Annotated in this window: 21 protein-coding genes; 17 read left to right on the forward strand and 4 right to left on the reverse strand. The window is 48.6% G+C overall.

The window, feature by feature from the left end:
- Positions 1–61 precede the first annotated feature (61 nt).
- Positions 62–970 (forward strand): ABC transporter permease subunit, encoded by a 909-nt coding sequence (locus B9N86_RS00805; protein ID WP_208917300.1) that lies wholly within the window; start codon positions 62–64, stop codon positions 968–970.
- Positions 971–982: 12 nt separating this feature from the next.
- Entirely contained in the window at positions 983–1,879 is an 897-nt protein-coding gene (locus B9N86_RS00810; protein WP_208917302.1) for an ABC transporter permease subunit, read from the forward strand.
- A gap of 24 nt (positions 1,880–1,903) precedes the next feature.
- Here the strand turns inward: B9N86_RS00810 and B9N86_RS00815 are convergent, their stop codons facing one another.
- Both B9N86_RS00815 and B9N86_RS00820 read right to left on the reverse strand, forming a co-directional pair.
- Positions 1,904–3,379 carry an alpha-amylase gene (locus B9N86_RS00815; protein WP_208917304.1) on the reverse strand — a complete coding sequence of 492 codons (1,476 nt, stop codon included), beginning with the start codon at positions 3,377–3,379 and terminating at the stop codon, positions 1,904–1,906.
- 382 nt (positions 3,380–3,761) lie between these two features.
- Positions 3,762–4,787, reverse strand: coding sequence for a YeiH family protein (locus B9N86_RS00820; RefSeq protein ID WP_208920027.1), 1,026 nt, complete (start codon positions 4,785–4,787; stop codon positions 3,762–3,764).
- Positions 4,788–4,958: 171 nt separating this feature from the next.
- Here B9N86_RS00820 and B9N86_RS00825 point away from each other — a divergent pair, with 171 nt between their 5' ends.
- From B9N86_RS00825 to B9N86_RS00880, 12 genes are all read left to right on the forward strand, one after another.
- Positions 4,959–5,858, forward strand: coding sequence for a LysR family transcriptional regulator (locus tag B9N86_RS00825; RefSeq protein ID WP_208917306.1), 900 nt, complete (start codon positions 4,959–4,961; stop codon positions 5,856–5,858).
- Between the two features lie 47 nt (positions 5,859–5,905).
- Positions 5,906–6,355, forward strand: coding sequence for a hypothetical protein (locus B9N86_RS00830; RefSeq protein ID WP_208917309.1), 450 nt, complete (start codon positions 5,906–5,908; stop codon positions 6,353–6,355).
- A gap of 101 nt (positions 6,356–6,456) precedes the next feature.
- Positions 6,457–7,320, forward strand: a complete 864-nt coding sequence (locus tag B9N86_RS00835; protein ID WP_244562915.1) for an HNH endonuclease — start codon at positions 6,457–6,459, stop codon at positions 7,318–7,320.
- 10 nt (positions 7,321–7,330) lie between these two features.
- A complete protein-coding gene (locus B9N86_RS00840; protein WP_208917313.1) occupies positions 7,331–7,546 on the forward strand; it encodes a DUF378 domain-containing protein in 216 nt (71 codons plus the stop codon).
- Between the two features lie 644 nt (positions 7,547–8,190).
- Entirely contained in the window at positions 8,191–9,153 is a 963-nt protein-coding gene (locus tag B9N86_RS00845) for an ABC transporter permease (RefSeq protein ID WP_208917315.1), read from the forward strand.
- A gap of 17 nt (positions 9,154–9,170) precedes the next feature.
- Positions 9,171–10,079: a carbohydrate ABC transporter permease gene (locus B9N86_RS00850; protein ID WP_208917318.1), complete on the forward strand. Its 909-nt coding sequence runs from the start codon at positions 9,171–9,173 to the stop codon at positions 10,077–10,079.
- A 41-nt stretch (positions 10,080–10,120) separates the two neighbouring features.
- Positions 10,121–11,728 carry an extracellular solute-binding protein gene (locus B9N86_RS00855; RefSeq protein ID WP_208917320.1) on the forward strand — a complete coding sequence of 536 codons (1,608 nt, stop codon included), beginning with the start codon at positions 10,121–10,123 and terminating at the stop codon, positions 11,726–11,728.
- A gap of 125 nt (positions 11,729–11,853) precedes the next feature.
- A complete protein-coding gene (locus B9N86_RS00860) occupies positions 11,854–13,242 on the forward strand; it encodes an alpha-L-fucosidase (protein ID WP_208917322.1) in 1,389 nt (462 codons plus the stop codon).
- Positions 13,243–13,312: 70 nt separating this feature from the next.
- Positions 13,313–14,599, forward strand: coding sequence for an alpha-L-fucosidase (locus tag B9N86_RS00865; protein WP_208917324.1), 1,287 nt, complete (start codon positions 13,313–13,315; stop codon positions 14,597–14,599).
- Positions 14,600–14,705: 106 nt separating this feature from the next.
- A complete protein-coding gene (locus B9N86_RS00870) occupies positions 14,706–15,728 on the forward strand; it encodes a carbohydrate-binding family 9-like protein (protein ID WP_208917326.1) in 1,023 nt (340 codons plus the stop codon).
- 6 nt (positions 15,729–15,734) lie between these two features.
- Complete coding sequence (locus tag B9N86_RS00875) at positions 15,735–18,353, forward strand: transglutaminase domain-containing protein (RefSeq protein WP_208917328.1); 2,619 nt, start codon at positions 15,735–15,737, stop codon at positions 18,351–18,353.
- A gap of 19 nt (positions 18,354–18,372) precedes the next feature.
- Positions 18,373–19,407, forward strand: coding sequence for a glycoside hydrolase family 18 protein (locus tag B9N86_RS00880; protein WP_208917330.1), 1,035 nt, complete (start codon positions 18,373–18,375; stop codon positions 19,405–19,407).
- Between the two features lie 186 nt (positions 19,408–19,593).
- Here B9N86_RS00880 and B9N86_RS00885 read toward each other — a convergent pair whose 3' ends face one another.
- Positions 19,594–21,888 carry a helix-turn-helix domain-containing protein gene (locus B9N86_RS00885; RefSeq protein WP_208917332.1) on the reverse strand — a complete coding sequence of 765 codons (2,295 nt, stop codon included), beginning with the start codon at positions 21,886–21,888 and terminating at the stop codon, positions 19,594–19,596.
- 507 nt (positions 21,889–22,395) lie between these two features.
- On the reverse strand, positions 22,396–23,256 hold the full coding sequence (locus B9N86_RS00890; RefSeq protein WP_208917334.1) for a lipoate--protein ligase family protein: 861 nt from the start codon (positions 23,254–23,256) through the stop codon (positions 22,396–22,398).
- A gap of 248 nt (positions 23,257–23,504) precedes the next feature.
- Here B9N86_RS00890 and B9N86_RS00895 point away from each other — a divergent pair, with 248 nt between their 5' ends.
- From B9N86_RS00895 to B9N86_RS00905, 3 genes are all read left to right on the forward strand, one after another.
- Positions 23,505–24,557 carry an ABC transporter substrate-binding protein gene (locus B9N86_RS00895; protein ID WP_208917336.1) on the forward strand — a complete coding sequence of 351 codons (1,053 nt, stop codon included), beginning with the start codon at positions 23,505–23,507 and terminating at the stop codon, positions 24,555–24,557.
- A 119-nt stretch (positions 24,558–24,676) separates the two neighbouring features.
- Complete coding sequence (locus B9N86_RS00900) at positions 24,677–25,495, forward strand: ABC transporter permease (RefSeq protein WP_244562916.1); 819 nt, start codon at positions 24,677–24,679, stop codon at positions 25,493–25,495.
- A 1-nt stretch (position 25,496) separates the two neighbouring features.
- Entirely contained in the window at positions 25,497–26,237 is a 741-nt protein-coding gene (locus B9N86_RS00905) for an ABC transporter ATP-binding protein (RefSeq protein WP_208917338.1), read from the forward strand.
- Positions 26,238–26,262: the final 25 nt, after the last annotated feature.

Here is a 26,262-nt window from a genome sequence, read left to right on the forward strand (position 1 = left end):
ATTTGACTAATACAACTAAACCAAAATAAGGATATGAAGGGGTATTTAAGGAGGTTATGGTATGCGTTTGAAGACACAGATGCTCCGAACATTAGGAATCAGCCTTCTGGCATTTGTGGTGATCATGTTGATTGTGCTGTTCCCACGCAAGATCGATCTTACTCTAGATGGGAACCTGATTGTTGCTACCTATGACGCGAGTATGGAGCAATTTGTTGCTAATATCAAACAATTTTTCGTGGATGTCTTTCAAAACCAAAGTCTAGGCTATTCCAGATTTAGCGGTGAAACCGCAGGGGAGGCTGTCATTCGAGCGATGGGAAAAAGCCTTGCGGTTATTGGGGCAGCGCTCGTATTAGGCTTTATATTCGGCATATTAAAAGGCATTGCCGATTACAAGCTGTCAAAGACACGCTTTAACATTTTGGGACACTGGACAACCTGGATTTTTCAATCTATGCCGGATTTTTTTGTCCTTTTGATTATTCAATGGTTTATTATTGATCATTTGCCTTTCATAAGGTTTTTTGCTCCAGATGGTTGGCAGTCATTTGCCCTTTCATCTGTTCTGGTATCGTTATACCCGATCGTCTACATAGCCAGCTTGACCTCGGCCTCGCTTGCAGCCCAGGAAGGGAAGCTGTACCTTCTATTTGCCAAGGCTAAGGGCCTCAGTAACCGGATTATTTTGTTCAAGCATATGCTTCGCAACAGTATGGGCACGCTGCTTACACAGCTCCCGACCCTGCTTGTGTACATATTATCTAATCTGCTCATGGTCGAAATTTTCCGGAATTATCCTGGTGCTGCATGGCGTCTCTATACCGCTATAGATTACAACACGTACGAAGGTACCGGCCAAGACTTTGAAGCAGGGATTATAATCGGGATTACGTTCTGCATTATGCTGTTGATTTTACTGGTGCAGTGGATCAGTCATGTTGCCAAAAAATACTATGATCCGATTTAAGAGGTGTGAACGATGAAAAAAGAGAAGAACATTCCTTTATGGATTGGTGTATCTTTATTAGCTATTCTTGGGTTTACTATGTTTGTCGGACCGTATCTGCCGTTTATCGATAAGGAATTGCAGGGTGAACCTCACCGATGGGTGGGGAAAAAGTTGCACCTTCCGGCATATAGCCCTTCCCCTGACAATATCCTTGGCAGTGATAAAAAGGGCGTGGACAATTTGAGCAAGCTCGTCGTAAGCGCCAAAGAGACGATTTTTATGATTTTGACCATTGCTGTGATACGGTATTTGATCGGTGTGCCGCTTGGGCTGCTGGCCCGTAGGAAAAAAGGGATATCTCATTTTATTGTTACGCTGCTGAATAAGGTGTGTTCATTCTTGCCATCTGTTTTTTTCGTAGTTTTGTTGTTAGCGCTTCCGGTGCTGTTATTCTCAACAAGTCGTCTGTACTGGGCCTTATTCATCATCGCGGTGGTTGAAGCAGGGCGGGTTGCTGTCACGGTTCAGGCGAAGGCGAACCGTATTTCGAAGGAGCTGTATGTGGAAGCCGGAACGGCTCTCGGTCTAAGTTCCAAACGGATGATCCGTAAATATTATATACCGGAAATGGTTCCCGAGCTGATCGTTAACTTCTGTACGGATCTCGGAAAAGTGACGATCCTGCTCGGCCAGCTTGCCGTATTAAACATATTTCTGGCCCAGAAATGGATGGAAGTCGATTACTATGTGTGGCAGTTCGTAAACACCCAGTTTAATTGGGCAACACTGATTTCTAACCATCGAACCGAAATTTATATGGGGAAATTCGCATTTGTGTTTTATCCGGCATTCGCGATGATGTTCGCAATCCTAACCTTTAATATGCTTGGGGAAGGGTTCCGTCGCAAGTTTCATCTTAAAGGCTAGAGTGTAACGGTTCCGGCGTGAGTTTCACTTGCCTGAGCCAATATCGACTTCGGGAAGAGCCCAGACGGACACACTGCCGCCATTTACCGGGAAGACCGCAAAGCCATCCTCACCAATGGTAGTGCGGTCTTTCCTCGTGTTGGTGAGATCAACCCATACCTGACCCGCGCGTTCTTTGCCGACATTCATCCGTTTGCTGCCTTCATCGCCATTGGATATAACAACCGCGCAGCCGGAACGGGGAATGTCGGGAACGCCCCAGCGAACCCAGCCGATCGTGTTGGGGTGGTCAAAATAATCATCCTGTTTGCCATATGCCTTATGGTATCGGGCATAAAGCAGCGGATCGATAGCGATTTGTTTTCCGGGTACAGGCGTTTCTCCGCCGATACCGTAGTAATCTCCGTAAAATACGACTGGATAACCATCCTTGCGCAGTAATATCAGGGCATAAGCGCTCTGCTTGAACCAGTCCTGAATCCAGGATTCCAGAGATTCATGGGGCTGCGAATCATGATTGTCAACAAAGGTCACCGCATTTAAGGGGTGGGAATGGACAAGCGTATCGTCAAAAATCTTACGAAGATCATATCCCTTTCCTTCCTTAGAAGCGGCATGGAGCTTGTAATGCAGGGACACATCGAATAAATCGATTTTGTAATCGACAGTATCCAGGAAACTTCGGCATTCATCTAGCTCCGGATTCCAGAACTCACCGACGATATAGAAGGATTCGCCGTGTTCTTGTTTCATCGTGGCGGCGAATTCCTTAATAAAATCATGATTAATATGCTTGATCGCGTCGAGACGGAATCCGCTGCATTGCAGAGTGTTAACAAGCCACTTGCCCCATTCCATCATCTCGCGGCGAACATCAGGGTGACTGTAATCAATATTCGCAAACATGAGATAGTCATAGTTGCCAAATTCATCATCTACATTCTCGCTCCACGTTTTATTCTCACCAACAATCCGGAAGATGCCGCTGCGTTTTTGGCTCGCATCATAATCTGTCCCGTTAAAATGGCTGAAGTTCCATTTGAACGCCGAATAGGTATCACCCCGTCCAGGGAATGTGAATTGTGTCCATCCCTCAATCTCGAAGGGCTTGGAAATGTCCTTAGTCCGATCCTTTTCGTCCACCTGGATCACCTTGAACCGCTCGGTCGCATCGGCTCCCGCTTTATGATTCATGACAAGGTCAACGTAAACAGCTATACCGTGTTCCTTGCATGTCGTTATGGCGTCAATCAGCTCCTGTTTCGTACCGTATTTCGTTGGAACTGAACCTTTTTGGTCAAATTCTCCGAGATCGTAAAGATCGTATACGCCATAACCGGTATCTTTAGCGGATTGGCCTTTTGTGACCGGAGGAATCCATACGGAGTCGATCCCTTTTTGTTTTAATTGCGGCGCAGCATCCTTGAGGCGGTTCCAATGCGACCCGTCGGCTTCAATATGCCACTCGAAAAACTGCATAATGGTATGATTTCTTTGCAATGAACCCATCTCCTCTGTTTTGCTTATCACTATGACTTATGCCATTCCGGCACAGATAGCTAGCTGTGATTACTGTCTTAAGTTCTATAGTTGTTGTTAACCACGTAGAAGAGAGAGTTAAACTCTCCTATGGTTTTAGAGCCGCGCCTATTTAATTTTACCCAAATTACGGATAAAAAAGACGGTCCTCTGACTTCTTCAAAGTAGCATAAAAAAAGCAGAATTTCTCCTGACAGGAAGAAACTCTGCTTTTTTTATTTCTATTGTAGCTGCGTGCCCTCATATTCGTACGCCTCTTCCGGTGAAGTTGGCGTGTGCAAGGTTGTTGTTACGGGAAAACACCGTTAGTTCAGTTGTTCAGCTATCAGCATAGGTGAAATCCTTAGGACATCCAAAAAGTAAGTAATGCAAGCAGTACAGAGGTAATGGTCATCGCTAGCAGCGGGCGCCATGCTTTTCGCAGTGATTGGAGATGAATGTTCAGCCCCAGACCCACCATTGCCATAGCCAGAATAAAGGACGCAGACTTCGCGATACTGCTCTTCAAGCCGTCTGGGATGATACCCTGACCACCCCACTCCACGCTGCCGAGCAGACTCAGGGCAATGAAACCAAGCAGGAACCATGGAAATTCCAGCTTGGAGCCTTTTTCAACCCGTCCTGTACGCCGCATCCAGTACATCAATATAAGACTCAGCGGGATGAGGAGAAAGACGCGGCCAAGCTTTGCAAGCAGGCTGACGGCTAACGCGTCCTCGCCTGCCGGGGCTGCCGCCAAAGCTACATGGGCAAGCTCATGGAGACTGATGCCTGACCATATTCCGTACTGCGTGTCCGTAAGCGGAAGAAACGGCTGAAGCAAGGTGTAGACAACGGCAAACACGGTGCCGATAAAGGCGATGATTCCCGCACCCAGCGCGGTGTCTTCATCTTTCGCTTTCAGGATCGGCGAGACGGCTGCAATGGCCGCTGCACCGCATACGCCGGTACCGATCCCGAGCAGAAGAGAGAGGGAACCATCGGCTTTTAGCCATTTTGCCAGTAGCATCGTTACAAGAATGGCGAAGACCACCGTGACAACATCACGCAGTAGCAGTCCCAGGCCTTGGCTGAATACAATGGCGATGTTGAGTTTTAGTCCGTATAGAATAATGGCGAGTCGAAGCAGCTTTTTGGCTGTAAATTGAATACCGGCTCGAAGTGCTTCGGGATAACCCCATACCTGACGGAACACGGCAGCAATGAGGATGGCCCACGCCAACTGCCCCAGAATGTTTAGTCCGGGAATGTAAGAAAGCCCGTAGCCCATTAGGGCAATGATAAAGGTGAATCCGATCCCGCCGGCCCAGGAAAGAGCTTTATTCCGAAACTCCGGCTGGGGTGTTCTTTGTGGTTCATGGTGTGTCATGGTTTGGTAAGCAGGTTTGTTCATGATTGTAACCTCCGATATGTTCGGTTGGCCTGAATCCATCGTAGCTTAGTTTTTTAAATAAGAAAAATAAATCATTATAATGATCATCATAAGTAAATAGTTATGATAAGCTGATAACATTAGGAAGTCAGTAAGGGGGTTTTTGACATGGATGTATCGTTAGAGGTGTTTGTCACGGTTGTGGAAAAAGGAAACTTTACCCGTGCTGCCGAAGAGCTAAGGATGACCCAACCTGCGGTAAGCCAGTACATACAGGCATTGGAACGCACGGTGGGCGCTAAACTGCTGGAAAGAACGAACAAGTACGTCCGTCTTAATCAGGCAGGAGAAATTGTATTTCATCATGCCAAGGATATTCTGGGAATGTACACACGGATGCAGACATTGGTAGACGATTTGCTGCACCGGGCTAGCGGTGATCTCTCCATTAGCGCAAGTTATACCTTTGGAGAATACGTGCTACCACATCTTTTGGCTTATATGCATGAGGTATATCCCTTGATCCGGCCGAGAATCAACATCGGGAATACGACCGAGGTGGCTGAGGCAATTCTGAATCACCAGGCAGATATCGGAATTGTTGAAGGAGAATACTATCATGAGAATCTTCATATCGAAGCCTTTGCGGAGGATGAAATGTTTGTTATTGTGCCGAATGAGGAGCGCTATGCAGGAAGAGGAGAGATTAGCCTTTCCGAACTTGGCAAAGAGACATGGATCGTGCGTGAAAGCGGATCAGGTACACGTAGAGCAGCTGAACATATGTTTACAAGCCGCCATTTTCAGCCGGATAACAAAATGGAATTCGGTAGTACCCAGTTAATCAAGGAATCTGTGGAAGCGGGACTTGGTGTGACGCTGCTGTCCCACTGGGCGGTCCGGAAGGAAATTTCGCTCGGTACGCTCATCATGCTAAAGCCGGACGGTGAACCGGTGCGTAGACATTTTTCTCTAATTACGCAGGCGACTCCCTACCATACGAAGGCTGCGGAAATTTTTCTGGATCTGCTTCGGATGAATAAAGCCTTTCCAGTTAGTTATGTATGAAACATCTTGCTCTCTAATTGTGTTATAAAGAGTGGAGGTGTGTTTATGTGATGTCGAAATTGTTGGCTGCACTTTTTTCCTCACTGCTGATCTGTCTGGTTGCAGCGTATCTGGATTATACACCGATGGATGTGAGGGAGGCAGGAGTTAGCTACTACTCGTACTTCAGGCTCTTTATTGTAGGTTGGATCATCATATTTCCCATGTATTTGGTTCTCGGAATCCCGCTGTCTCTGATCATGGATGGGGCAGTAGCCCGTTTCTTTTACGAAGCCCCGAAGGGAGTTGCGTTTTGCATGAAGCCAATCTCCTATTTGCTGGCAAGCGTCGCGGCAGGATGGTTATTTTCTCTCTTGGTTGGAACCGGAGGATGGAACACGTATAAATATCCTTTCATGCTGGGTGCGTTGCTCTTTTGGGGGACTCAGGAGATCATTAGGCTCATCGGCAGGAAACTAAGAATGGGCTCGACCCGCCCTCGCCGCAATACCATGTGAGTGACAAATCATGGATTGAGGTATAATAATAGCGAAGAATACATGTTAACCAATAACAGGTTTGGGGTGACATAGACCGGAGCAGTCCGGTGCTGATGCCGATGAACGGAATAGAACAGTCTTTATATAAACAATGCGGACACTGTGGAATGGATAGACCTTTGTCTGAGTTTCGCCGCCGGACGGGGCGCCGTTCAGGACCGAATTCTCGGCGGGGAATCTGCGCGGAGTGCCGCCGTCAGGCGTCTGAAGGAATTTCGGAAGCGATTCTCGAAAAAGAAGATGACCCTTTCAGCCCAATGGATTCATCTCTGGCCAGGGATGATGCGGCTTCCTCTCTCGAGATCGAACCGCCCAAGCCCAAAGCATCCCGCTCGCAGAAACGCCGGGCTGCTCGCAAGCGGGCTAAAACGAGAGCAGCAGAAGCTGCCATTGCAGCCAAATGCAACTATACTGCCGGGGAGCAGCCGGAGCACATTTCTCCAAAGCGGGGTGAAGTCCGCAAGACGGGGGACAAACGCAAGCATACCCCGCCGAATCCGCCAAGACCGCTGCTTCGAACGGCCGTGGCATATGAGCATCTCAATCCGTATGATGTGTCATCGCTTGTGCCAACTCGGGCAGGTACGATACGGATGCGTGGGCGCACCGATAAAGGCCGGGGGTGGCATCAAGAGATTGATCCGGAGCTGGCCATCATCCTGGTGAAAGAGAATGCGGCCGTTGTGGTGAACCGCCATACCATCCGCCGTCTCTACACAAATAAGGGATTCCGCAAATATGTGCTGGAGCGTGATCGTCATACCTGTTATTTCTGCGGGGGATACGGGGATACAATTGATCATTTACTGCCGCGGGCCAAAGGAGGCCATACAACGCCAGTGAATTGTGTCTGTGCATGTATGGAGTGCAATCAATCCAAAGCAGATCGGGATCTCGATGATTTTATGAATTTAAGCCGCTAGAACATCTCCTGTGTCTGCAGGGGATGTTTTCTTTTTAAATCATCCATTCGGCGGAATTAACTGGCTGCTTGTTGGTCTGTTCCAATACGACTTAGTAGCTTCGATCTTCGGAGGACGGGACTCCATCGGGGCGCGGGTAATTTATACAATTGTCGGCCTGTGCGCTTTGTACTCGATTAAATTCTTCAGAGATGTTACAGAAGACGACCGTACATCTGTACGTTAAGCCTCGTTTTGCGATGTTCAAAGGGATAAGGTTTTACAAAAATAATAGGGAGCAACAAACAAGCAGGCCGCCCAAGATTGATTTCTTGGACGGCTTGCTTGTTTGATTTGTTGAAAATATTAGAGTTTATAAATTTCGGCTCAATCTTATAATCAGTTCCTGACATAAAGAGCAAAGTAGCGGAGGGGATGGAATCGATCTGAAGAAGCAAAGCGTTCGCCTTTGTCCCCGAATTTCATCCATTTTAAAAGTTGATTCATAAGAAATTTGGGGACAACAGCGATCGTAAGAACGATCCATCCACGTAGCGGCTTCATTGCTTAATGCAGCACTGATTTTGGATTTGAGCCTAAATTTCACGTGTAAATAATCGAATCTCATCGATGAATCGGGAATTGGTCAAATTTGATTATTGGTAAAAAACGCTTACATTTCAGTCAAAAATGACACATTGTCCAGTTGTCAAAAACGGTTGTCATGAGGTTGAAATCCTTGGTATTAAAGGATTTAACAGTGCACACAAATGACATATTTACGGCGTTTACGAAAGTCGGCTATCGTAAATATGTAAGCGTTATCAAGTTTGACGCACTGTGGGTAACGAAACGAGAGAGAGTCATATCAAATCAGGAAGGGGTGGTCCTATGCAGGATACAAAAACTGTCATTACAAGTAGTCCAGGTGTGACGCTCGGCAAGGGACATAAGAGTGTATGGAAGAGAATGCTTCAGAACTGGGAACTGTATATCTTCATTGCACCCGCATTTTTTTACTTTCTTATTTTCTCCTACGGACCGATGTACGGCATTCAAATCGCATTTAAAAATTTCATTCCCACGATGGGGATTACAGGGAGCCCTTGGGTCGGTTTCGACCATTTTATACGCTTCTTCGATTCTTACTATTTTTGGGACCTGTTATGGAACACATTAAGTATTAGCTTATATGAGCTGGCCATCGGATTTCCGATTCCCATTATTTTGGCACTGGCTTTCAATGAAGTAAGAAATGGCTTCTTTAAGAAAATGGCCCAAACGGTCACCTATGCGCCTCACTTTATTTCGGTCGTCGTTATGGCGGGGATGATTATTACCTTCCTCTCCCCATCGACAGGGATTGTCGTTCATATGATTGAATGGCTCGGATTTAGTGCCCCTGACTTTTTGACGGATCCAAGATGGTTTAAGACAATGTACGTGTTTTCCGGAGTGTGGCAGAGCGCAGGCTGGGGCACCATCATTTACTTGGCAGCGCTTTCGGGCGTGGATCCAGGACTTCATGAAGCTGCAGTCATTGACGGAGCCTCACGCTTCCAGCGGTTACGCCATATTAACATCCCAACCCTCATTCCGACGATGACCATCCTCTTGATTCTGAATATAGGAAGTCTGCTTGGGGTCGGATTTGAGAAAATCCTGCTGCTTCAGAACCCGCTTAACATGGGGTCGTCAGACGTTATTTCAACTTTCGTATACCGCTCGGGGCTTGTGGATGCCCAGTACAGCTTCTCGACTGCGATCGGCTTGTTTAACTCCGTGATCAATGCAGTTCTGCTGGTTGTCGTGAATCAGGTTGTCCGCCGTACGAGCGAAAACAGTTTGTGGTAGAGAGGAGGAGGACATGAATGCTAACGGGTGTTAAAGAAACCAAAAGAGACAAAATATTTCTGATTTGCAACTACTTTTACGTCTTTCTTGCTTTTATCGTGGTGTTCTATCCCTTGGTATATATGCTCAGCGCATCGATCAGTGATCCGAAGCTTGTCAGTTCCGGGGAAATGTGGCTGTGGCCCAAAGGAATCACTTTTGACGGATACAAGAGAGTGTTCGAGAATAGCAGCATTTGGACTGGATACGCTAACACCATTCTTTATACGGTAGTCGGAACCTCCATCAATCTGGTGGTAACGCTGCCAGCAGCGTATGCCCTGAGCCGTAAGGATTTTATCGGACGCAATTTCTTTATGGGCATGTTCATGGTGACCATGTTCTTTGGCGGCGGGCTTGTGCCTACCTACCTTCTCGTCAAGGAGCTCGGCATGATTAATACGATGTGGGCGATTGTCATACCATCGGCCGCATCGATCTGGAATATTATCGTATCGCGTACCTTCTTCCAAAGCTCCATTCCGAAGGAGCTGCAGGAGGCCGCACAGATTGATGGCTGTACCAATATGCGGCTGTTTATTAAAATCATTCTGCCGTTGTCGATGCCGATTATTGCGGTTATGGCATTGTTTTATGGGGTCGGCAACTGGAACAGCTACTTCTCAGCTCTCATTTATTTGAATGATACTGCGAAGTACCCGCTGCAGCTGATTTTGCGCCAGATTCTGGTTCTTCAGGAAATGTCCGCGCAGGGTGGGGGGGCCATCGACGCTTCTACGGCTGCGGCGATGAACAGCAAGGCGGAAATCGCGGCACTCGTCAAATATGCGGTCATCATCGTGGCGACCATTCCAGTTATTGCTATCTACCCATTCCTTCAACGTTATTTTGTTCAGGGTGTTATGATTGGTTCTGTAAAGGGCTGATCTTGCCATAGTTCAATCAACTTTAAAAGGGAGTTGTCGTCATGAAAAAGCTTCGCAAGGCATCATCCATTTTACTCTGCCTCACGCTATCAGCAAGTCTGCTAGCAGCTTGTGGTTCTTCCAAAGGGAATGAAGATGGGTCTTCGGCTTCTGGTTCAACCAACACCGAAGTTAAGAAAGAAGGCTTTCCGATTGTAGAGAAGCCGCTAACTCTCAAGGTTATGTCGCAGGATGCCGGTATAGCAGACTGGAACAAAATGCCTGTACTACAAGAGATGGAGAAATTAACAGGCATCAAGCTGGAGTATCAACTCTCACCGATTGACAGTTTTGAAACGAAGAAGAACCTGGTATTTGCGAGCGGCGATTTGCCGGATATGTTCTACGCAGCCGATATCAAATCGGCAGAACAAGTGACTTATGGCACCCAAGGCGTTTTGATTCCGCTGGAAAAATACATTGATGAAGGTTATGCGCCAAACATCAAGAAAATTTTTGATGAGAACCCGGACATTCGGAAGTCGTTTACAACGCCTGACGGGCATATATATGCACTGCCATTCATTGACGCTGCAGCCGTATGGTACAGAGGCCCTGTGTGGTATAACGGTGAATTCTTGAAAGCGCTCAAAGCAACTGAGCCTAAGACAACAGAAGAATTGTATACGTATTTGAAGCGTGTCAAGGAAGAAGACCCTAACGGAAACGGTAAACAAGACGAGATTCCGCTGACTTCCGTGAAACTGGATGATCTGCGCATGTACTTCTTCGGCTTCTGGGGAATGTACAATGAAGGAATCTATGCCGACAAGGATGGAAAAGTTCACTATCCTTTCCAGGAAGAAGGCTATAAAGGCTACCTTACTTTCATGAACCGTTTGTGGAAAGAAGATTTGCTTGACCATGAAACCTTCTCCCAAACGGCTGAACAGAAAAAGGCAAAAGGGCAAAACAAGCAGATTGCTCTGTTCAGTGATTATCATCCGTACTTCACTCTCGGAGGTGAGCCAAGCGGTGATAACCCGCTGATGACACCAGTGAAGAGTGAAATTGAGGGCTCTCCGGTATACGGCAAGCATCCAGGTATATCTACACAGGGGACCTTTGCTATTACAAACAAAAATCCCGCTCCGGAAGCTACAATGCGCTGGATCGACTATCTGTACAGTTATGAAGGTTCCACACTGTTCAGTCAAGGACCTGAAGGCGTGCTCTGGAAATATAAAGACAAGGAAAACCATGTGAAAGAATGGCTTCCGGTTCCTGGCGGCGGTGACCGTGATGAATACCGCGGCAAACTCACGCCGAACTACGGTATTTTGACACCAGGCATTAATGATCCGGAGGTTGCGAACGGTCTTCGCACCGAGTTTGACGAATGGATTGACAAGCAAAACCAAGAGAAACTTGTACCTATCGGTAAAGCTCCTTTCCCTAACGTTTATCTGACAAATGAAGAGCAGAGCGAGGCGTCGGCTTTATTGTCCGACCTGGACACTTATGTGAAGCAGATGGAAGCGAAGTTCGTTACCGGGCAAGAACCGCTCTCTAATTGGGACAAGTATGTTGCACAAATCAAAAAAATGGGTGGCGACCGTTTAGTCGAGCTGTATCAAGGCGCGTATGATCGTTGGAACTCTGGGAAATAAACCTATTCATGTATAAAAAAACAAAGAAGCCAACATATCCCGGTCAATGATGACCGGGGGTTGGCTATTGTCATTATTGTTCATCCGGAATGCTTACAAGGAAGTCAAGATATTGGAGGTATACCATGCGAGATAACCAATGGGTAGAGGAAGAGCAGGAATCTGTAGTTGAGCAGGGAGTCCACAATTACAGCAGTGAGATGGATTGGGTTAAGCCGGAGGATCCGCTGCTTTTGGAGCGTCTGGAGTGGTTTAAAGACCAGAAGCTGGGTCTGATGATGCACTGGGGACCTTATTCCCAGCTCGGACTGGTTGAATCATGGGCACTAAGCGACAAGGATGAGGAATGGTCACGCAACGAGATCGATTGGGACATCGATGCGGAGGAGTTGAAACGGCAGTATTTTGATTTAAACAAGACGTTTAATCCGCTCCGCTTCCAGCCCGATCTATGGGCTGACCTGGCTGCTGAGAACGGCTTTAAATATTTAAATTTTACAACCAAGCATCATGACGGTTTCTGTATGTGGGATACGCATACAACCGATTACCGTGTCACAGGTCCGGACTGCCCGTTTCATACGCATAAATATGCGGACATTACTAAGCAGTTGTTCAATGCGTTCCGTGCGAAGGGCCTCGGCATCTCCGCTTACTTCTCCAAAGCCGATTGGCACACACCATACTACTGGGCACCCGGGATGCAGCCGGGAACTTTTACATCACGGGGACCTACTTATGATCCGAAGGAATACCCTTGGCTGTGGGAGCAGTTCGTCCAGTTTACACATGAGCAGATTATGGAGCTGATGACGAATTACGGCCGGATCGATGTGCTGTGGCTTGACGCCGGATGGGTCAATGACTACCGCGATCAGAACATCAGACTGGGTGAAGTGGTGGAGAAGGCGCGCAAAATTCAACCATGGCTTCTCTCGGCGGACCGCACGGTCGGTGGGCCATACGAGAATTTGATCACACCGGAGCAGACATTGCCTGAGCGAGCGCTCCATGTGCCGTGGGAGAGCTGCATCACGATGGGATCGGCGTTCTCTTTCCGTTACGAGGACAATTATAAATCGGTGCGTCAGCTCATACATCTTCTCGTGGAAATAGTCGCAAAAGGTGGCAACCTGGCTCTCAATGTGGGGCCGCAGCCGGACGGAAGAATATCCAAGACCGCCATTTCCCGTATCAAGGGCATGGGGGCATGGCTGAATGTTCATGGCGAGGCCATCTATGGAACGCGCGTGTGTGAGCCGTATTCTGTAGGTAACATCCAATTCACTCAAAAAGACGATACAACGTATGCTCTCTACCTATATAGGGATGAGAATGAGGCCGTTTCAGAGGAGCTGTACCTGCCGATTGAGGCTGATTTCAGCCGTATTGATCTGGTGGGCGGTCAGGAAATGCTTGAGTACCGCCGTACGGGGAGCGGCATCACGGTTCAACTTCCGGACAAGGAGCGCCAGGGATTAGCACCGATCGCGCATGTATTCCGTCTTCGGTAAATAGGAAGTAGACCATGCATATAAATAATGGAAAAATCAGACGAGTACATAGGGAAAGGTGTGACCGAATATGCAAAAATGGTTTGAAGACGCAAGGCTTGGGATATTTATCCACTATGGTATTTATGCGGTGGACGGAGTTTCGGAATCATGGTCCTTTTATAACGGGAGAATGTCCTACCAGGATTACATGAAACAGCTGGACGGCTTTACGGCGTCCAAATTCGATGCGGACAAATGGGCCGATCTCATCGAGAAATCAGGAGCCAGATACGCGGTGCTTACGACAAAGCATCATGACGGTGTAGCCTTGTGGGACACACAATACAGCGACTTAAACGTTGTAAAAAAGACTCCAGTCAAACGGGATCTCATTAAGGAATATGCTGAAGCCATAACGAAAAAAGGAATCCGTCTTGGTATGTACTATTCCCTGATCGACTGGTCGCATCCTGATTATCCAAGCGTGTACGAAGGCGGCAAGGTTCCTGAGGACCTCAGCTCAGCCAACCCGCATTCAAGCCCGCTGGATGGCGTTCAGGATCTTGAAAAGTGGCAAAAGTTTCTTGAATTTAACAATAATCAGCTGCGGGAGATATTAACGAATTACGGCAAGGTGGATCTGCTGTGGTTCGACGGCGACTGGGAACGGAGTGCCGAGCAGTGGAATTTACCCGAGTTCAAGCATTATCTGCAATCCTTTAATCCGGATATCATCATAAACTCACGGCTTCAGGGCCATGGAGATTATAAGACGCCGGAGCAGGGGATTCCGATCACAAGACCGGATGGACCCTGGGAATTTTGTACGACCATTAACACATCGTGGGGCTACGTGCCGACGGATGACAAGTACAAATCGCTAAACCAGATTATCCGGATGTTCTGCGATTGCATCTCCATGGGCGGCAATATGCTGCTGGATATCGGTCCCCGGGAAGACGGAACGATTGATAAGAGACAGGAGGACATATTGCTCGGACTGGGAGAATGGATCCGGACCCATGAAGAGGCGGTATTCGGAACCGATGAAGGAATTATGACCCGTTATTATCTGGGTGGCAGCACGGTCTCTAAGGACAAAAAGACATTGTATTTATTCGTATATGACGATCCGAAAGAAAGTGTATGCCTTAAAGGACTGTGCAACCCGATTAAAAAGATCACGGTTCTTCATTCGGGTAAAGATCTTACACATGAAATCCATGGCGGCGTGCCTTGGTTTAATATTCCGGGGACGACATGGATTCATATGACTCCTGAGGATACGCATGAACAGGTGACAGTTCTTAAGCTGGAATTCGACGAAGAGCTGGAGATGTACGGCGGTTCGGGAGCTGTGGTAACCCACAACTAACGATTACAGGGGACGTGTGTTTTTGTACCAGCCTCCCTGATCTAAGGTGGATCATCTGCAAAAGCCACTTGAAACATCTAATGAAAATGAAGCGGAGGGAACGACAATGAACTTAAGTGGAGTGCCGGAGCCGAAGATTGATTACGCACCTAAACACTATATATGCAGACGGGCTCAAGGGACGCTAGTATTGGATGGCCGTGTAGATAAGCCGTTCTGGGCTGAAGCGGATTGGAGTGATGATTTTGTCGATATCGAAGGTGATCTTCGTCCGATGCCAACGAAACAGACCCGGGTTAAAATGCTGTGGGATGATGAGTATTTCTACTTCGCGGCAGAACTGATCGAAGATCAGATTTGGGCGACGCTAACGGAGCGGGATTCCGTCATTTATTATGATAATGATTTTGAGATTTTCATTGATCCGGATGGAGATAGTCATCAATATTATGAGTTTGAGATCAATGCGCTGAATACGGTATGGGACCTGCTGCTGGTCAAGCCTTACCGTGACGGCGGCCCTCCGGTGAATGGTTGGGATATCAGCGGCCTGAAGACAGCTGTGCATATTGATGGCGAGCTGAATCGTCCCGGTGCAGATAACCGGAAGTGGAGTGTTGAAGTGGCGATACCTTGGGCCAGCTTACGGGAATGTGCAGCCGGAAGCCGCCAGCCACTCCCAGGCGAGTTCTGGCGCGTCAATTTCTCCCGTGTTCAGTGGCAGATGGAGGTACAAGACGGCGAATACCGTAAAGTACTGAATCCCGAAACAGGCAAGCCATATCCGGAGGATAACTGGGTGTGGTCACCTATGGGTATCATCAATATGCATTATCCCGAGCTGTGGGGCTATGTCATATTCGCGGACGGCGACACTCCGCAATCCTTTGAGCTTCCGCAGGATGAGCGAGTTAAATGGGAGCTGCGCAGGCTCTATTATCGTGAACGCAATTATTTTGAAGCCCATGGTGAGTTCTCAACGGACAAGAAATTGCTCATGGGCGATGATTCGTGGAGCATTGATCCCGTTATTGAGACGACACGCAGTCTGTTCCAGATTACAACTCCGTCCTTGGACGGGGAAGGCCATATCTGTATCCGGGAAGACGGAAAGCTATGGAAGGAGTGAGAGCAAGTGACAATACAGACATCCATATTTTCAATGGATCACCATACGATGGAGCAAATAGACCGGAAATTCCGTAAGAAGCAGCTCATTGCCAGAGCACGCCAACATGAGTTATTTGATATTTTTCAGGAGGATCTGACCGAAGAAGAGATCTGGGCCTTAAAGTACTTATACGCATACATGCCGGTAAATGATATGGCTGACTATGATGGGTCATTGTTCTTAAGTCATGTTCGTCAGACGCTGGAAATCCGCAAGCGGATGCCTTGGGGTGAACGTGTGCCGGATCAACTCTTCTTGCATTTTGTGCTGCCGTATCGGGTAAATACGGAAAATATCGAGGATTCCCGCGGCATACTGTATAACGAATTGTCCGAGAGAACAAGGGACTTGTCCATGGCGGACGCTATTTTGGAGACAAACTACTGGTGCCATGAGAAGGCAACGTACATCGGAAGCGATCAGCGGACGATATCGCCGCTCACCATGATCCGAAATGCTCGTGGCCGCTGTGGAGAGGAATCCACGCTGGCCGTGGCCGCGCTACGCAGCATTGGTATCCCTGCGCGCCAGGTATACACACCGCGCTGGGCTCATTGTGATGATAACCATGCATGGGTGGAAGCTTGGGCTGACGGCCAGTGGTACTATATAGGCGCTTGCGAACCGGAAGCCCGTCTTAACCAGGGATGGTTCAGTCCGCCTGCCCGCCGGGCGATGCTGATCAATACACGTATTTATGCGGATTACCCGGGACCCGAGGATATTACGGTCTCTGACGAGTGGTTTACAGAAATTAACCTGCTACAGAATTATGCGCCTACACGCACCATCCACGTTACCGTGAAGGATGCACAGGGTGCTCCGGTGAATGGGGCCGAAGTCCATTTCGAACTGTACAATATGGCGGAGCTGTATCCGATCGCTACACTGCCGACGAATGATCAGGGAGAAGCCTGCTTTAAAACGGGTTTCGGCGAACTGGTGATTCGTGCCGTGAAAGACGGTAAGTGGAGTGAAATGAAAGCAACAGTGGCAGAAGACCGCCTTGAGCTTGTACTTGATGCTTTGGATCAGCCCGATGGAACGTTGGACTTCGACTTGGTTCCTCCTCCAGAGCGAGAAGGAGAAGCCGTAGAGACGCTTTCAGGTGAGAAGACCCAGCGGCATAATAGCCGTCTCGAAGAAGGAACGAAGATCCGGACTGATTACGAGAGAACATTCCTGAGCGAGGAGGAGGCGTCCCGGCTTGCCCATACAGCAGGACTTCCGCCGGAGCGGGTATGGGATGTTCTGCAGAAGGCACGCGGGAACAGTCGGGAAATCGCAGCCTTCCTTCAGGAACGTTCCGGTGAGTATGGCGAGTGGCCGCTGCTGATGTTGGAGAGTTTGAACGATAAAGATTTGATCGATACGTTCAGGCCTGTGCTGGATGACCATCTGATCTACGGTCTGCCGCAGCGCGGAGATCTTGATGAGGATACGTTTACCGAATATGTTCTTTGTCCACGGGTCTCATATGAAATGATTGTACCTTACAGACAGATTTTCCAGGAAGCGTTTAGTGGAGACGAGTCCATAGCGTTCAGATCAGATCCCGCGGAGCTTGCCCGAAGACTGGAACGGGGATTTGAGATTTGGGAGGACCTCCCCAACCTGAAGGGAAAAGGGAATCCGCTGGGTACATACAATCTAAAGATGGGCGATCCGGTATCACTGACTATTATGTTTGTGGCTGCATGTCGCAGTTTGGGAATTCCGGCACGTCTGCACCCGAGCGAACAAAAACCACAGTATTTAAAGAACGGTAGCTGGGAAGATGCAGTATTCACTTTAATTGCCTCCGGCCAGAAGGAGAACATAGCCTGGGGAATGCTACGGTTGCTCCGTGATCCAGAGGCAGCGCAGGGCGCTCCGGCAGCTTCTTATTATGAAAACTTCACATTTGCCCGCCTTGAGAATGGAGTGTACAAAACGCTGGTCTATCCTTATGGCAAAACCGACGTTTATGATGAGGCGTTCGAGGTAGAGCCGGGCGCTTACCGTTTAACGTCGGGTATACGCCTTAAGGACGGTACGGTTAGAGTACGCTTCACTTATTTCACCGTACGTGCTAGTGAGCAAACGGACGTTACTCTGACCTACCGTGAGATGATGGAGGACATCCCTGTGCTCGGTATTTTAGACCGCAGCAGCGCCTTTACACAACTGGACGGAAGTTCGAGAACACTGGGAGATCTTATTGGAGCAGAAGGCGCCATTGTTGCATGGCTTGAGCCTGAGCGGGAGCCGACCAAGCATCTGCTCCGTGAGCTGCGAGAACTGGCCGAACCAGTCGATGCGTTGGGGATTCCGGTCGTTCTTGTGGTCGGTGATTCGGAATGGACGGCTTCATTTAGCCCTGAGAATGTTAGAGAGCTACCGTCACGTACGATTTTTGTACGGGATTCAACCTATGCTTCTTTACCGGATTTCATATCGGAATCCCCTGCTCATGAAGCCGGATTCCCACATCTCTTCGTGCTCGATAGTGAGGATCAAATCCGATATACATCATCCGGGTATAAGATTGGCACCGGGAAGGAAGCCTTACACATTTTGACTGGATTACTTCAGAAAGCTTAAAGGATCGGAGTGAAGAGGAATGTCAGAGCAATATATTGCGGCCGGCTATGTCGTCGATGCCGTGCTTCCAGAGATGACGCGGGAAGATTTATTGAAATTAACGCATTTGAATGTGGCCTTTGGTCATGTTCGGAACCATGAGATCAGCACAGAGCATTTGAAGCATACCGAGGTGGTCCGGAAAATAAAGCTGGAGCATCCCGAACTTACGGTGCTGCTGTCGGTAGGAGGGTGGAGCGCTGGCGGATTTTCTGAGGCGGCTTCCACCGAGGAAGGAAGAAATAGCATGGCGGCTTCGGCAGTGCGGGTGCTAAGCGAGATTTCTTTTGACGGAATCGATCTGGATTGGGAATATCCCTGCTACGGCGAAGCTGACATTGAGTCGAGTCCTGATGACAAGCAAAACTTCACTTTGCTTCTCAAGACAATCCGGGAAGCTCTAGATGTGAAAGGCTCACAAGATGGACGTCATTATTTGCTTACGATTGCGGCAGGCGCAGATCAGTATTACGTAGACGGCACGGAGATGGATCAGGTACAGCAGTATCTGGATTTCGTCCAGCTAATGACCTATGATATGCGGGGCGGTTTTCAAATTCTGTCAGGACATCATACGAATCTATACACGCCGCCCGGCGATCTGTTCCGAATTAGTACAGACGCTTCCGTGAACCTGTTTCTCCGGGCAGGAGTGCCAAAGGAAAAGATCGTGATCGGTACCGCATTCTATTCCCGTGTCTGGAATTCGGTTCCGGACCGCAATCAAGGTCTTCATCAAATGGCTGGCAGCACCGGCGGGTACGGACCCGCTTATACTGAGCTTGCTGCTGACTACATCAATAAGAACGGTTATATCCGTTATTGGGATGAAGAAGCTTGCGCACCGTATCTGTTTAACGGATCCAGCTTCATATCCTATGATGACGAGGAATCTATTCAGTGCAAGTGTGAATATGTGAAGGCCAAGGGGCTGGCAGGTATCATGTTCTGGGAGTACAGCTGTGACAAGACGCACCGTCTGCTCGGTGCATTGTATCAAGGACTTCAAAGCTAAACTTTTGATTGTTTATTGTGGTAAAAGCTTTTCGAAGAAAAGCTAGCATCGGGAGCGTTACAAAACTTTTCGAAGAAAAGCTAGCATCGGGAGCGTTACAAAAGCTTTTCGAAGAAAAGCTCACATCGGAAGCACAAAAAAACCAATTCACCCAAGGCAATGCCTCGGGGAATTGGTTTTTGTCTATTATCCGGTGTACTCCTCATCCTCATCATCAGGGGGAACGGAGGCTCCGTTTTGGCTATGCATTTTACGGTACTGGCCAGGGGTGCAGCCCATTTCTTTTTTGAATTTGCGGATGAAGTTTGGTGTGTCCAGGTAACCGACGCGTGTAATGATGTCTTTTAAAGGATCGGCTGTATGCAGGAGCTGCCGGATCACTTCATCCATCCGTTTTTGCCATATATATTGGGAGAAGTTAATGCCCATCTTCTCTTTGAAAGAGCGGCTGAAATAAGAAGAGGAGATGGAGTACTTGGATGAGATGGTTCCCAAACTTAGGTCGTAATCTGTGAAATTTTCGTCGATAAAGGATGTAATCTGTTCAATCAAGCTGCTTTCTTCTGTCTCGCTCTTGGCCTCGACCTGGGCGCAAATGTCTGCAGCAAGGCCTCCAAGCTTCTTCTCCAAATCCTCCAAAGAATCAAAGTTGGTGACTCGCGGAATCTCATTGACGACATGGTGAATGCCGAGCTCCGAAGCGGTTTTCAGCATCGTGTTAAGAATATCGAAGCAAATGCAGCGCAGAAGCGGCACCGCAGGCTTTTCCGCTTTCAGGTTGTTGAGCGCGGTGGACACCATCTGGACGGCCACATCATAGCTGCCCTGTTTCAGGCTCTGAACGAGCTTCAGCAGCACGTCCTTCGGTACCCAGAAGGAACAATCCTGGGTGCCAGAGAGTTTGTTGAAGAAAGTAGTACTGCCCTCACCATTGAGCATGGATGCTTCAAAAGCGGTCGATGCTTCGATGTAGGATTGATTCAGCTGTTCTGAATGGCTGTAGCGTGTACCTGCTCCAATGGCAGGAGATAGACCTGTTTGTTCTGTTACCATCTTACGCAGAGCTTCGACAATGGATTCCATCAGGGCTTGCAGACGGGCATCATGTCCGGTTTCGGTGTCAAATCCGACAATGAGGGCCAGCCGGTTGGGCTGAGGAAGCTCGACACCATACATGTGTGCGGAAAGCTCCGGCAGCTCCACTTCGTTCATCAGTTGCATGATAGATCTCCGGTCTGGATTGTCCTCTATAGGAAAAGCGTGAGCTTCCCAGCCCATGCAGACGACAAAATAATGGGAGCGGTTGAAGCGGATGCCAAGAGTTTCTTTGAATTCGGTAGTGAATTCCTCCGTATGGCCATGCTTCAGCAATAGCTGCAGGATATGATTGCGGGCGTAGGGCTCCTGAAGATCAACGCGCTGGCTGTAGTCATGCAGTGTTTTTTTGATCCATTCCAGCTCGTTGCTGGATGTGGGCGTATCGGTGACGGTTTTTAGCCGCACAAACTCCATCAAGTCGGAAATAGGATGGTACTGCTTCCGCGCCAAAATGATGGCAAGAATGGTACCCATCACGACCACAAGGGAAAAAACAAGAACAATAATGGTCTGGATATGAACAATGCGGCTAAAAAACTGGCTGCTCGGCATGGCTGTCACATAAGTCCAGCCAGCGTCTGACTTGACGGATACGACCGAATGCGGCTCATTGTTCAAGGAGAGACTGTGCGTTCCTGGTTCGAGCCTGAACAAGGCGTTGACGTCCGTCGCGGTAATCGTTTCACCCTGGTGATTGGCGGCAAGCACTTGCCCGTTATTGTCAAAAATATAAGTCATACCATGGTAGTCACTAAGAATAGATTCGATTAAATCGGTCAGATTTGATTCGTTAATCAGAAACATGACCGTTCCGTGTGGAGTTGGATTGTTTGGCGTGATCGGTACAAGGTAGGCTAGCATGGATTGCTGTCCCCGAACTCCTTGATCGACTTTTTCTGCTGGACGCATCATTGGAAAACGCACCGTATTCAAATCATGGATCAGGTCTGTTTTGTTCCAGTTATGAAATGTGTAGCGCCCGTTGAAGACATCTAGGTTCTCCAGGCCCTGAGCGGAATAAATTTTCTCGTCACCACGGAAGAACAGAAAAAGCTCATTAATGATGGAACTTGTCGCCTTGTATTTGGCCAGAGCTCCAATTGCTTCCCGGCTGTAGTAAGGGTGGTGAACCCAATACGACGTAAGCTGCTCATCGTAAGAGATGCGTGATGCCATATCCTGCAGTTCCTTCATGCGTTCATCGATAACGGTCTTGGCCTGTGTCATCTGATTGACGTTTGTCTGCTCGATTTCAGAGCGGAGAGTTTGTACGGCGCTCTGATAGATAAAGAGAGTCAGAATAATGAGCGGAATAAGGAAAATAGCGATATAGGAAAACGTATATTTAAGCAATAGCTTGGACTTGAAATGATTCCATTTCATGAAGAAACCTCCTAGGCCGCATCTCTAAAGGGATAGCTGCTAATAAAATTGTAAGGTAAACGTTTTCATAAATCAATGCATATAAAGGGGGCTTTTTCCTGAATCAGGTAAAAAACAAGAAAAACAAAGAAAAATCAAGTGTGAACGGGCGATTTGAGCCTGAATCCCTAAAAGGAGTGCCCGAATCAGTTATGGTATATCTGATTCAATGTGCCTACCCAACATGTTGGGCAATAGGGAAATAGTATACTATCATTGCCAACCCCGTCCCTGTTGGCTACAATGCTTTAAGCAGTATACATATGATGAGCGTTTAACCGCTCTTGTACAGACTTGGGGTGAGCAATCTGAAATCGTACGTAAAACAACAAGCTCCATTATCATTTATTGCTATATTTCTCCTCCCAGTCGATGACATTATAATGCTTGGTAGAAATTAAATCGCATGCTTCTAAGCCATATGTATAAACCGAAGAAACCGCTCCGAAAGGGGCGGTTTCTTGTGCTTTATTTCCGGATATAACGCTGTCGTAGGGAGCGGGCCATCTCGCGGACATCATCCGGGGTAGGAAGATCCAGCTTGGAGGCGGCGGATGCGATATCTGCTGGGTCCATGGCTGCCTGCCATTGACGGATGACCTTCTTGACCGATTCAGTAAACATCGCGGCTGCATGAGGTCCTAATTCCGCCAACTCCTGAAGGCTCGCGGTCGACTCCGGCTGAACCAGCGGATAGTGGGCTGGATCGGCGTCAGCGGCGGCCCCGTCATAGAAGGAACGGACAAGACCCGCCCGTTCTGCACCGGAGCCTTCGGCGATAATGAACGCCTGGATAATGAAGGACTTGTTCTGTCTGCGCTGGGCAATGCCGCAAAATTTGCGTCCACCAATGCTTAAGTCATATGCGCCTGGACAGAACGCTCCGGCAATCTCTCCAGTATCCACCGTATACCCGGTATCCCGTAATGCTTCGCGGATCAAATGCACCATTATTTCGAAATCTTGATGAAAGTCCTGATTGTGGTGACGGTTCTCCCCGAGTGGCAGAATAAGAGACAAATTTACAACGCCTGGATCCAGAGGCACGGCAGCACCACCTGAGTGGCGGATCGCTGTGTCGTAACCAAGATCGCGGAGCTTCTGCTCGGACTCGGCTGCCTTGGGCAGTCGGCTGTCTCTCACGCCCATAACGAATGCACGTGGATGACGCCATAGATGACAGATTGCGGGGCCGCCACGGCCAGTCTGTCGGCACAACAGCTCGTCCAGCGCGAAGGAGTAGAGCACGTCTGGTTCGGTTAGGTCCTGGCTGCGGTCCAGCAGCAGAATGGGACCTGTCTCAATAGGCAGGCATGAAGTTGTAGTCATGACAGAGGGGCCTCCTTCAATATAAAGAACCGTCAAGTTGGTTCAGTGATTTCCACATATACTCCGTACCGGCTCCTACACTTGTGCTACAGGATCGGCATTTTAAATCGAATATGTACAGAATACCATAACGTGAGATTGAAACAGTTTTTTTCCTTTAATTTCCGGTAAAATCAATTGACATCCCGAGGTATTCTTTTTATAATCCTAGTAAGTTTATCGGCTTTATATATAAAGGGGGATTTACCATGGCAAAAAGTGCCCGACGTATTAAAGGGCTGATGATAGGGCTGCTGTTGATCGCTATGCTGGCGGTTACAGCCTGCGGCAGTGACGCCAAGCAGGGAAACAGCAGTGAATCGGCCGGAGGAAACGGTGAAGCCAAGAAAGATTTTGTAGTCGGATACTTGAATGTCATGGACGATGCGCAGGCTATGCTCGCTTATGAGGCGAAGCTGTATGAGAAGCATGGATTGAACGTGAAGATGCAGCAGTTCAAGAGTGGTACGGACCTTATTAAAGCGATGGTCGGCAAGCAGGTGGATGCAGGGGTGCTCGGGTTTACGAATGCTGTTTCATGGGCCTCTAAGGGTGCTGGGTTAAAAGTTGTCGGTGGAGCACAGCTCGGATTTCACAGTGTGCTCGTAAAAGACGACAGCAGTATCGTGAGTGTGGCAGATTTGAAAGGCAAGAAGCTTGCCTCCCAAGGCCAGGGAAGCACGGCGGATATCGTTCTGAACGGTGTCGTACTGAAAGAAGCGGGACTGACCAGCAAAGATGTGCAGATGGTATACGTTGACCCGGGCCAGGCTATTCAGTCGCTCGCTTCCGGCGCGGTGGATGCAGCATTCGTGTTTGAACCGTACGACAGTATCGCTACCCACACGTTAGCCGCGAAGCAAATATATGAGATCGGCAAAGTATGGCCGTTCCCTTGCATGGTCGTCATTACGACCGATGAGAATTTGGAGAATAATCGTGAAGCGGTAAATCAGCTGCTAGATGCTCAGAAAGAAGCAATCGAAATGCTTCAGCAGGATCCGAAGAAATCGGCCGGCCTCATCATGAAGCATTTTGTGGACTCGGATACGATGGAATCCCATCATGGCGGCACTGTCGAATCGGTCGACGTCATCAAGCAGGCGATCGAAACCCAAGTGTTTAACTGGGATATCACGTCGGACCAGATAACCCGCATGCAGGAAATATCCGACATGATGAAAGAGCAGGGTGTTCTGGAAAAAGAAGTGAAGGTGGCAGATATTATCGATTTAAGCTGGCAGGATCAGCAGAAGAAGTAACGAGTAACAGTAGAAGTCGGATATTTGACTTGTCAAAAGATACGCCCTATCCGAAGCGATTCATCTCATGATTAAAGTTACAAGTTTTCTCGGCTAATTCATAAAAAGGAGAGTTTCTGGTGAATCCATCCTACACGAAAATTCCGCGGACTAAACCGAAATCAGGCTCCTTCTGGCGAAAAGTGCTTCCCTATCTGCTTGCAGTAGGGAGCCTTCTTGCTATTTGGCAGATTACGGCGTTGTTTCTGCCGTCCTATCTGCTGCCTGATGTGCCTGATGTGTTTGTTCGATTGTTCAGCAGCATTCAAGATCCTGAATTCCGAGGCCACATCGGGGACAGCCTAATTCGGCTGTTGTGGGGATATCCGCTTGCGTGCGTGTTCGGTGCGTTGCTTGGCCTAATTGGCGGCATATCCAAAGGTTTCGCGGTATATCTACGGAGCCTGATATCTATTCTTCAGGCAATACCTCCGATTACATGGGTGCCATTTTTCGTTATATTACTAGGCTTTGGCAATAAAACCATCATTACCGTCATCATCATCGCCAGCTTCTTCCCCATGGCGCTCTCCGTATTGAATGCAACGGAGGGCGTAAACCGGACGCATCTGGAGCTTGCACGGGTTATGGGCGCAAGCCGCCGTCAACTGCTGGCAAAGGTGTTCGCGCCTGAATCGCTCCCGGCTTTTGTTACCGGGGCGCAGGTCGCTTTCGGGAATGCCTGGCGTTCATTGATCGCAGCAGAAATGGTCGGTGGTGCTATGGCGGGCCTAGGTTTCTACTCCCGCTGGCGCGGTGAGGTTGCCGACATGGAAGGTGTGCTGATGAGCATCATTGTCATCGGAACGATTGCGGCGTTGCTCGATCTGGTGCTGCTTGAAGGATTAAAAAGAAAGCTGCTGCGTTACCGTTACGTCCAACCGGGAGGAGATGAATAGCATGCAGACCATCCATGTAGATAACGTATCCAAATCCTTCGGGTCATTGAACGTGTTGGAGCAGGTGGATATCACCATCCGCCAAGGCGAATTTGCTGCCATTGTTGGCCCTTCAGGCTGCGGAAAAAGCACGGTGCTCCGCATGATCGCGGGTCTGGAACACCCGTCGGACGGAAAGGTTACAGCGAGTGAGCAGAGTATTGTTGAGCCGGACCCCAGCCGGATGCTGATCTTTCAGGAGCATGCCTTGTACCCTTGGCGAACAGTGGAATTTAACGTAGGTTTCGGTCTGGAGCTTGCAGGTATTTCCAAAAAGGAACGCAAATCCCGTGTTGACGCCATACTGGAGAAGGTGGGGCTTGGCGGATTTCAGAAATACTATCCGCACCAGTTGTCCGGCGGTATGCGACAGCGGGCATCTATCGCCCGAGCCTTGGTCACGAACCCGGAGGTACTGCTACTTGACGAGCCGTTTGGCGCATTGGACGCGATTACCAAGATCTCGATGCAGAATGAGCTGCTTACTTTATGGGAAGGCACAGGCAAGACGGTGCTTCTGATCACACATGATATCGATGAAGCTATTTATTTGGCGGATACGATCTATGTGATGAGCCCTCGTCCGGGCCGGATCGTGGAGTCGATATCTACGGACATGCCGCGGCCGCGCAACCGTAACGGTGCGGAATTTGTAGCCCTGCGGGAACGGATTATGAAGCATCTGGATTTGAGCAATCATTGACTCTTGGAATATCCTATTAATCATT

This window comes from Paenibacillus uliginis N3/975 (assembly GCF_900177425.1).
GTDB lineage: Bacteria > Bacillota > Bacilli > Paenibacillales > Paenibacillaceae > Paenibacillus_AQ > Paenibacillus_AQ uliginis.